The organism is Streptomyces sp. NPDC002446 (assembly GCF_053595675.1).
Genome location: NZ_JBSFYC010000156.1, coordinates 1 through 2805, shown reverse-complemented (window position 1 = coordinate 2805; position 2805 = coordinate 1). Strand labels below are relative to the sequence as shown.

General features: G+C 64.2%; 3 protein-coding genes. 1 reads left to right on the top strand and 2 read right to left on the bottom strand.

What is annotated here, in order from left to right; genetic code table 11:
* Window positions 1–10: 10 nt before the first annotated feature.
* Window positions 11–810, bottom strand: a protein-coding gene (locus ACWD6P_RS36875; protein ID WP_451448588.1) for an IS5 family transposase whose coding sequence is annotated in 2 segments (ribosomal slippage) — window positions 11–472 and window positions 475–810 — 798 coding nt in all. Because the reading frame shifts where the segments join, the coding sequence is not laid out codon by codon here.
* Between the two features lie 151 nt (window positions 811–961).
* Complete coding sequence (locus ACWD6P_RS36870; RefSeq protein ID WP_451448587.1) at window positions 962–1804, bottom strand: calcium-binding protein; 843 nt, start codon at window positions 1802–1804, stop codon at window positions 962–964.
* A 451-nt stretch (window positions 1805–2255) separates the two neighbouring features.
* Between ACWD6P_RS36870 and ACWD6P_RS36865 the strand changes: the two genes are divergently transcribed.
* Window positions 2256–2414, top strand: coding sequence for a hypothetical protein (locus ACWD6P_RS36865; protein ID WP_451448586.1), 159 nt, complete (start codon window positions 2256–2258; stop codon window positions 2412–2414).
* Window positions 2415–2805 lie beyond the last annotated feature (391 nt).

Here is a 2805-nt window from a genome sequence, read left to right as displayed (position 1 = left end):
AGAAGTCATCTCAATTGGCGAGTCTGCGGTAGCAGATGAGGGTGCAGGCGAGGCTGGTGAAGGCGAGGAAGTGTTCGGCTTTGCGTTCGTATCGGCGGTGGAGGCGGCGGCAGCCGGCGAGCCAGGCCATGGTCCGTTCTATGGTCCAGCGGTGGCGTCCAAGCCGCTGGGTGGACTCGATTCCCTTACGGGCTATGCGGTGGCGGATGCCGCGCTGGCGTAACCATTTCCGCAGGTGGGGGTAGTCGTAGCCTTTGTCTGCGTGGAGCTTGGCGGGCTTGCGCCGCCGGCGGCCGCGGCGGGAACGGATGGGCGGGATGCCGCGCACGAGGGGTTCGAGGGCCTGGCTGTCGTGCAGGTTCGCACCCGAGATTCCGACGGACAGGGGCAGACCAGTCCGCTCCGTGATCAAGTGGATCTTCGATCCGAACTTGCCCCTGTCGACAGGATTCGGACCCGTCAGGTCCCCCTTTTCAGAGCCCGCATGTTCACCGAGTCGATCGCGCAGCGGGACCAGTCCAGCTTGCCACGGGCGCCGAGCTCGTCGAGCACCAGGCGGTGGAGCTTGGCCCATACCCGGGCTTCGGTCCACTCGGAGAACCGCCGGTGGGCTGTTGCCCCCGACGGCCCGAACGATGCCGCTGGCAGCTGCCGCCACGTGCAGCCCGACGTGGCAACGAACACGATCGCGGCGAGTACCTGGCGATCGCCATGCCGACGCCGGCCACCGCCCTGAGGCCGCGACGGTGCCTCCGGGACCACGCGCTGAAACAGTTCCCACAGCTCATCCGGCACCAGCCGCTCAACAATCCCCACCACAACCGACAGCCTACCCAGCCATCCAAATGAGATGACTTCTAAGAACAACTCATCCGGCACCAGCCGCTCAACGATCCCCACCATGAACGACAGCCTACCCAACCATCCAAATGCGATGACGTCTTATGTGGAACGCGATAGTTCACCGCTCGCAGCGCCGTACTTGTTCGCCGCGGCAGATGTCGGTGCCGTCCCCACCATTCGCAAAATCTTTTCCGAGGTCGCCCTCAAGCGTGTCGTTGCCGATCTCGCCGAAGAGGTGATCATCATTCACCCCGCCCCACAGCTTGTCCGATCCGGCGTCGCCTTCGATATGGTCGTTACCAGGCTCGCCATCGAGGAAGTCCCAGCCTTCACCACCCGTCAAAATGTCGTCGCCGGTGCCTCCGCGTACCCAATCCGCGCCGGCTTCACCCTTAACGACATCTTCTTCAGGGCCGCCCGTTATCTGGTCATCCCCGTTTCCGCCGCTAACAGAGTCCCTGCCGGTTCCGCCGTTGATGGTGTCGTCGTGGTCCCCGCCGTAGCAATAGTCGCGTTCCTGCTGGCCTTCGAGCGTGTCGACGCCGGCACCTCCGATGAGTTCGTCCTCACCTCTGCCGCCTGTGAGGGTGTCGCCTCCTTCTTGCGCGAAGAGATAGTCGTTGCCGTTTTCGCCGTTGAGGTTGTCAAGGCTTGGCCCACCGATCAGTGCGTCATCGCCCGTCCCCCCGAGGATTATGTTGTCGCCGCGGCCACCGAATAGCTTGTCGTTTCCTTCGCCGCCACCCAGGAACCCGCCAGACCCGACTTGAAGTGCGTCGTCGCCATCCTCACCATGGAGAGCGGCGTAACCGCGAATACTCTCACTGACTGTGACGTCGTCGTTGCCATCTGCCGCGCGGACGACTACGCGCGCTATTCCCGCGGCAGGGCAACGTACTTCCGCCGGGAATGCCGTACACCGGTTACCTCCGATGAGCGTGGCTCCCGTAATCAGTGACAACAAAATCAGACCCCGACGCGGTGATCTTGATGACGTTGTTTGCTCCCGCTTCTGCCTGAATTACCAAATTTTTGGTGCTCTCCTCCACGAACACGCTGGTGTCCGCTGCGTTTGCAGTCCCGGAAAGGCCAAGTAGCTGCCCGGGCAGCAAGAGCGACATTGCAGCCACGCCGACCCAGATTTTTCTCATTGCGCAAACTTTCGACTCTGGCGCTTTCGGTCGTGCTGCGCTGTACCGCAGCGCAGCGGTCGCCTAGGGGGCGACAAGGTACTGACAGCTGCCGTTTGTGCATGCCTCAACGGTCGGGAGTGCTCTCCAAGGCTCGCTGACTGAACTGGTTTCACATGAGTGGTCGGCTTGTCGAAGGGATCCCGACCGGCTTGCCCTGGCGCTTTTGTCTCTACTTCAAGAGTGCTGGGAATCCCCTGTGGAAGCAATCCGGGAGTCATCATGCACGGCGGCTGGCGCGCCGGGCCGCTGAGCGGGAACGCGATGGACCTCACCGCCCGCCACCCGCGCACCGGCGAGCTGCTGTCCACGGTGAAGTACTCGGTGCAGACCTTCGCCGCGGCCAGCGAAGTCGAGCGTGACCTCCAGCGCGAGCGCTAACCTACGACGGGCTGCGCGCCGTGGCCGCGCGCTCTGCAACATCTTGTCTTGCACCCCGGCTGGCCACCACGGCCGAGAGCGCCGGCGTCCGCGAGATCGCCACTGGCGACCCGCCAGCCCCGCCCGCGAACGTCGCCAAGCTGCGTCCCCCGCCACCCGCATCTGCCCGACGCATCACCCGCCCCGACGCCACCGACGAGCAGTACGAACGCGGATTCATGGCCGAGTGCTGCGGCTGCCGCAAGCACAAGGCTGGCACCTGGCCGGACGGATACGTCTGCTGGACCGGCTCGGACCGCATCGTGCGCTTACGGGGGACCTGCCCCGGATGCCGCCAGAACTGCGCTCTACGCACGACAGCCTACCCAACCATCCAAATGAGATGACGTCT